This is a genomic window from Candidatus Poribacteria bacterium (assembly GCA_021295755.1).
Taxonomy (GTDB): domain Bacteria; phylum Poribacteria; class WGA-4E; order WGA-4E; family PCPOR2b; genus PCPOR2b.
This window is the reverse complement of record JAGWBT010000003.1, coordinates 117489-123723: the sequence shown is the minus strand read 5'-3', so window position 1 is coordinate 123723 and position 6235 is coordinate 117489. Positions and strand designations below refer to the sequence as shown.

The following is a 6235-nucleotide window of genomic DNA, read 5'->3' as shown; positions in this document are numbered from 1 at the left end:
GTGTCTGTGCACACCTACCGATTATCTAGTTACAATGAAATGTCAACAGAACCTAGTCAGTCTTCCTTTCTGTGAATAGTCCATTCAATATCTTGCTCAACATTAATCGCCATTTCAATGAGTGCGTAACCCGCGGCTTCTGCTTGAAAAGTGTGTTGCCCAGCTAAAACATTATCAATCCGCGAATTATCTCCAGGCGTAACGTTTCCATATTCTATACTGTCCAGATATATCAACACTGGTACCTCCAACTCATTGTAAACTATAATGCTAAATTCATTTAACTCATCACTACAGCCGATATAGCAGAAAAACATCAGTAGAAATAGTAATTGACCCGACACAGGATTATCCATATTAAAGCGTACCATGATAAACCCCTCCGCTTTTTCGGCAATTTTCACTAGAGTCCAATACCTTGTAGAGGTTATGCACTTGGACAGCAAATAGGTTATAATACAGGCTACAAATCCACCCAAATGCAATGGATATGATTCTATCAACTTTCTGATGGCAACGCCGAGAGGCTACAGTTATACTGGGGCTGCCAGAGTCCAATTTGAATCCTTGATCTTCTGCGTGACAGGCAGATGTGTTAAACCAGGTTACACTACGGGCCCGACAAGGGTCGCTTTTAATTCTGGTCCCGACGTTTCATCCCGATTAATCGGGATAGGCGGAACAGGACTTGAACCTGTGACCTACGGCTTGTAAGGCCATCGCTCTGGCCAACTGAGCTACCCACCCAAAATCCAACCTTAATTCACAGGATTTAATCTTGGTGGTTTTTCATCATTCACCTTCAGATAAAACGCTGAAGTCAAGTCGTATACGGGTTCGGTCTCAGGCTAAGGGAACAGGCAACGACTATTTGTCGGGTGTGGTCATATGGTTACATAAAGGTAATCGGTCCCTACCTGCCTTTCACTTCTCCCCATGTGGTTGATAATAAGCCCTTTGCGGTAATGTGGCTTGGTTTATTTAGTAAAGTTATATTGCTCCGATGAACAGTCGAAATGGCAGCAGGTGCTGCTGGTATATCCCGCCCTGTGAAATGAGAGATGACTCGCGGCAATAATCGCCCTATAGAGAAGTCTTCACGGCGATCATATCCCCACTCAAGCGGCTGACCTGTAACAATCATCCAACCTCCTCCTAGATTGAATTCAATCAGCGTTGCACTCTCCGTAGTATCTCGGCAGTAGACTATCGTCCCTTCGGGAAGGTCCCTGAAGTTCTCATGACTGGCACGGTTGCCTGTGAGCGTTTCTGGCAAACCTTTTACCAAAGGAAGATCCGGTTGTGCAACTAAGTTGTTGTGATCAGGTTCATGGGTTATCTTGATATTGCCCGGCAATGTAATCCCTGCGTTTAAAATTGAACCTTCTGCCCATCCCTGATCACAAGCTCCCCAAAACATTGAACCACCTGTGTAGACAAAATTTGTAAAACGGATTTGACTGGCAGCATAGTTGTTATAGTAGTTCTGGCCCTGATCATTAGAAATAATAACGAGATCCTCACCCGGGATCAGAGGTACCGTGCCCATTTGGACTGAATCAATAATTTCATAGGTATTAGCACCTTTACCTTCGGTAAACCCAAGTTCCACAAGTGCGACGACCATTGCATTACTGTCCCAGGGGAGGTTATCTCTAAATAGCTTGATGTGTGTTGCGGTGCCGGCTCCTCCACCCACGCTCAAGATGTGAGAAATCGATCCAATTAACCCCTGGGTATCTTTAACCTCAAGGGTTACTGTGTAAGAACCGCTTTCTTCATATATATGCGTTGCAGATGGTTTCTGTTGCCAATCAGTGTCCCATGTGCCGTCCGTTTCCCAATCCCATCGAAATTCAAGCGCAATAACATCATCCTCGTTATCAGCGGTAGAAGAGGCATCAAAGCTGAAGATTGTTCCCACGATCCCAGCAGGCGGATCAAAGGTAAATTCTGCCTGAGGCGATCTATTTTCTTCCGTATCAATAATCTCTCCATTCTGCTGGGTCACATAATAACTGACTGTCTTGGGCGCGGTAACCAGATCCCATATAAAGGGTCCTTCCTCGTTTACAAACGCAAGTAATTTAAGAACAACCGCAACATTCTTTAACAATCCCGCAGCAGTTTTGATAAATTGGTGTGCACCTTCATTCGCAGTTTCTTGCCAGATCCAGTAAGCAATTCCTTCAGAATTGTTTACAAGTAAATTACAAAAGGCCGCAATAAATCCTTCCGCATCCCGCTTTGTAAAACTGTTGGATAGATTCCAATAATCTTCCCAAGAGATGTTTAGGTATGCTGGCAAGCCTGTTATAGGAGGGAGTGGCAATTTTCCAATGAGAATTTCTACAATGTATAGAATAGCTCTTCCGCCGTTATAAACCGTGGCTAGCCCATCTGGGGTGCTCATATCAAGAAACGAACTAAAATCTGAAAAGTCAAATCCCCTGGTGAGATATAAATGAAAATATCCATCGCCTAATGAATAGGTTGTTTCTTCTGACTTAGACAAGGCAATAGGTGGCCATCCCCATTGGTATTCCCATATCTGTTCTTTCCGGTTAATAGTAACAATATCCTGTAACCGGTTTCCAGCATTAGGATAGACACCAGCAGTATAGAAAACGTGACGAGGATTCATAAAAACAACATTGTCTCCGTTCGCATCTTCTATATACGGCGGATCGCCTAGAGTGAATGCAGCCCCGGAGGGGGCTGCCTGAACACTGAGGGATTCCATTGTTTCTTTCATGAGCTGAACCACCACTTGGAATACGATAGGGTTGCTATCATAATCAAGGGCAGTTGTCGCCTCAGTTCGATAGGCATCTTGTAGTAAGGATACCAATTCCTCAAAACGAGGATTCTGACGGACAGCTTGTAGATATTCCTGTCGTTGCTCAGCATTAGTGAAAATCAGATAAGGATTTATAAGTGTCAAGGCTAAAGCAGTAGACGTCTCGTTAGCTTCTACCTTTTGTGTAGCAGGATTATACACACCGATATATATTGGTTTGTCAGTGGAACGTGAATTAAAAAAGAGGAGCTGGGGTTTTTCTGCTTCAGGGGCCAGGACCGAGAATTTCCCATCTTGATCCAAATCTGATTCTCCGGCCAAAGTTACCACTTTCAAATCTTTTGCTTCTATATTGGAAGTTGATAAGTCAAGAAAACCTGTTCGTTCCTCCTTATTCATCGTTGGAGTTGGGCGGACTGGTTCTGCTAGAGTTTCAATCTTTAATGGATTTTTATCGTCTCCGCACCCAAAAAGCAAGATGGAAATAGATAACACGCCTATAACCAATAATAATATAACCCGAGTTGCCACGTATTGAAAATCCATTGGTTTTCCTTCTGTAGGGGCGGAGTCCCCCGCCCGTCAAGCTGATAATTATTCCGGTCAGGAGGTGGCTCTTGGGTGGGTTCCTGATTCGCTTGGAACTCACGCAGAATACAGTTTACAATCTCCTCGCTATAAGCCTGTGCATTAATACGGTTCTGGTTGGCTTCCCACGTCATTCGAGCCGCTGCTTCAAAATATTCGGAATGCCTATAGGCGTCTAGAATATCAACCCCACGCGAAAACGTGCCGTGTCCAACCCAATAGATGATGTGGCGCATCTCGTGTTGTTGATTTACTGGGAGGTCTTCGCCCTTAAAGAGGTGTAGGCTCTCGTAGGAAAGCTCAAGGATGCCTGGTGCCCGTTCTTGTACAAAACCGATTCTGCCAGATTTATCGTACATAATCGGGGTTTCTGGTTCGTACCCTCTCAGGAAGTCGTAAAATCGTGATGCCTCTCCGTGTTCACTACAGTTGCCATTGGCTGCCACTGCGCTTTATCCAAAGCACCGCTTGGATAAAGCGCTTTAAGCGAGTTTCCTGTCCGGTGTAGATGTCGGGACAGGTTTTAAGGAATGCGACTATTTTTGACCATTGTGTATCGGATAAGGTGAGTGTGGACATACCCTTTGTACTGCCCCCGTTAATTTGGGCCATAAATCATCAAAATTAAACCAAGAGTTGTTTGTCAAATTCAACGGGCGTTAAATAGCCTAACGCTGAATGGGGTCTTTTGTGATTATACACCTGTAGAATAAAATGCCCAATTCGTTCTCTGGCGTCAATAATGTCCTCGTACTCATTAAGATGGACCTCTTCCTCTTTGAGGGTTCGTATGAGTCTTTCGGCGTAGCCGTTGTCCCAGGGGCATCCTCTATGGGCTAACGAAATCTCAATCCCATGACTGATGAGCGTCGAAACATAAGCGGTAGAAAGGTACTGAACGCCCTGGTCGCTGTGGTGAATCTCTGGAACACTTTGGCTTAATGCGTGTTGTAAGGGTCTCAAGGTGAGCGGTTGTGTCAACTGTCGGCTCACCTGCCAGCCTCTTACCATTCGAGTGAACACATCCATTAACACCGCAACATAGATGAATTGCCCCTTCAGTCGGACATAGGTAATATCGCCACCCCAAACCTGATTACGCCGACAGATGTCAAGGTTCTCAATCCGATTAACCCATTGACCCAAACCCGCAACCGATTGGGTGGTTTGACACGCACGTTTGATGGCGACCGAAAGATTCTGTTCTCTCATCAATCGCCCGACCCGGGTGGAGCCAACCGTATATCCCATACGTACCAGCAACTGGGTGATACGCCTATAGCCATAGGTTGGATAACGAGTTGCGAGTTTTTCTATCTCAGTCCGTAGCGGTTGTTCAAAAGGGTCCGTTTTCGGTTGATAATAGAGACTGCTCCGATGCAAGTCGAGGGCGTCACAAATTTGTCGAACCGAGTATTCAGGCTGCAACGCCTCTACCATCTGTTGCTTTTGTGCCCGGTTCAATTGAGCCAAGTCGAGGCTTTTTTTTGGATGTCTAACGCTATGGTCAACCGCCCGACCAGCTGTTCCAGTTGAGCAATCCGTTCGCTAGAGTCGTTAGCGTGCTTATCAGTGGATTCAAACAACGTCGCCGCGTTGTCAACCAACTGGTGTTTCCACTTCGACAGTTGGTCAGCACTGAGATTGTGTTTGCGACACAGTTCCGCTTGCGAACTTTGACCCATAAGTGCTTCTATAACCACTTCTGCCTTAAATTGAGGGGTGAATCTTCTCCGGCTTGCCATCGGAAATCTCCTTTCAATTGAGTCGATATTGTATCATAATCTTGGTTTAGGGGGTGGCCCTAATTTCCGATGGCAGTACAAACTTTTCGGGTGGAAACAGTTCTAAAATAGCGGGCAGGTCAAGTTCAAAACCACGTAGGCTTTCGAGATTCATTTCTGCTAATACCTCCTTGAGGCTGCAATGTGCCGACGAAATGGCCCATTTTCCGCAAGGGCTTTAATGGTCATTTTCATTTGGTCTGCCGCAACTGCTCAATCAACGATTCCCGTTCTTGCTCGCTGAGAGTGGAAGCGTCAAGGCTCTGGATGATTTTTTCCAATCCGATGGTCTCAATGATTTTTTCTAATCCGATATTTTCGATGACTTGTTCCGGCGGGAACAGTTCCAGAATGGCGGGCAGGTCAAGCTCAAGACCGCGTAGGCTTTCGAGATTCATTTCTGCTAATACCTCCTTGATAGCTTGGGGATGCAAGATGCTGATGAAGTTTCTCATCTCACCCAGTTCGTGATAATGTTCAACCAAAGACCGCACAATTTCCCTTTCACGCGCTATGGTCCCCTTGTAAACCATCAACAACGACAGGGTTGCCGGCGTAATCGGGAGGGTTGCGAGGTCAATTTGATAGATTGGGAAGTGAGCCAGTGTACCGCATTGAACTCCTGGGCCTATTGGTATCAAGTCGTCGATGTAGAGCGGAAAATTACCGGCAAATTTGCTGGCAATGACCCACAGGGTGATCTGGTTCCGGTCAATAATTCTCTGCTGCATCTGGTATAAGCAAGCGTAGCTTTCGATTTGAGCGATAGTCGCCCAATTTGCCGTATCTCCCGCTCCTTTGAACTCCCCGATTGTGAATTGTCCAAGATAGTTATAAGGGTATGGAAGCGATTGAATCGGTACGCTTGGTTGAAACGGCAGATCCATTTCAAGCGGCATTTGTCCAAGTGAAATCGAGTCCTGTATCTGGATCTGGTCGCTCAGAGAGTGCCGAAGAAATTGAGCGATCAGCGGATGCCACTGGATAGCCATCTTTTTTGTACTTGAGTGCTTGTTTGTCTTGATCGAACCTAAGAAATGTGTAGGGGAGGGTTTGACACCTT

At 45.7% G+C, this 6235-nt stretch carries 7 protein-coding genes and 2 tRNA genes; all 9 read right to left on the bottom strand.

Features of this window, described 5'->3' with window-relative positions; genetic code table 11:
- Positions 1 to 56: 56 nt before the first annotated feature.
- Positions 57 to 404 carry a hypothetical protein gene (locus J4G02_01310; GenBank protein ID MCE2393232.1) on the bottom strand — a complete coding sequence of 116 codons (348 nt, stop codon included), beginning with the start codon at positions 402 to 404 and terminating at the stop codon, positions 57 to 59.
- Positions 405 to 511: 107 nt separating this feature from the next.
- Positions 512 to 619 (bottom strand) — tRNA-Asp (locus J4G02_01305).
- A gap of 54 nt (positions 620 to 673) precedes the next feature.
- Positions 674 to 747: transfer RNA gene (locus J4G02_01300), tRNA-Val, on the bottom strand.
- Positions 748 to 913: 166 nt separating this feature from the next.
- Positions 914 to 3346 (bottom strand): PKD domain-containing protein, encoded by a 2433-nt coding sequence (locus J4G02_01295; GenBank protein MCE2393231.1) that lies wholly within the window; start codon positions 3344 to 3346, stop codon positions 914 to 916.
- Entirely contained in the window at positions 3298 to 3834 is a 537-nt protein-coding gene (locus J4G02_01290) for a hypothetical protein (protein ID MCE2393230.1), read from the bottom strand. Before J4G02_01290 ends, J4G02_01295 begins: the two co-directional genes overlap by 49 nt.
- Positions 3812 to 4000, bottom strand: a complete 189-nt coding sequence (locus tag J4G02_01285) for a hypothetical protein (GenBank protein ID MCE2393229.1) — start codon at positions 3998 to 4000, stop codon at positions 3812 to 3814. Before J4G02_01285 ends, J4G02_01290 begins: the two co-directional genes overlap by 23 nt.
- Before the next feature lie 12 nt (positions 4001 to 4012).
- Positions 4013 to 4861: an IS3 family transposase gene (locus J4G02_01280; protein MCE2393228.1), complete on the bottom strand. Its 849-nt coding sequence runs from the start codon at positions 4859 to 4861 to the stop codon at positions 4013 to 4015.
- Complete coding sequence (locus tag J4G02_01275) at positions 4849 to 5133, bottom strand: transposase (GenBank protein MCE2393227.1); 285 nt, start codon at positions 5131 to 5133, stop codon at positions 4849 to 4851. The genes J4G02_01280 and J4G02_01275 overlap by 13 nt, the downstream gene beginning before the upstream one ends.
- 230 nt (positions 5134 to 5363) lie before the next feature.
- Positions 5364 to 6164 (bottom strand): hypothetical protein, encoded by an 801-nt coding sequence (locus J4G02_01270; protein ID MCE2393226.1) that lies wholly within the window; start codon positions 6162 to 6164, stop codon positions 5364 to 5366.
- Positions 6165 to 6235: the final 71 nt, after the last annotated feature.

Bases quoted from the DNA above. Each gene is read 5' to 3' on its own strand.
- J4G02_01295 (MCE2393231.1), bottom strand. From the start codon at position 3,346: ATGGATTTTCAATACGTGGCAACTCGGGTTATATTATTATTGGTTATA.
- J4G02_01270 (MCE2393226.1), bottom strand. From the start codon at position 6,164: ATGGCTATCCAGTGGCATCCGCTGATCGCTCAATTTCTTCGGCACTCT.
- J4G02_01285 (MCE2393229.1), bottom strand. From the start codon at position 4,000: ATGGCCCAAATTAACGGGGGCAGTACAAAGGGTATGTCCACACTCACC.
- J4G02_01275 (MCE2393227.1), bottom strand. From the start codon at position 5,133: ATGGCAAGCCGGAGAAGATTCACCCCTCAATTTAAGGCAGAAGTGGTT.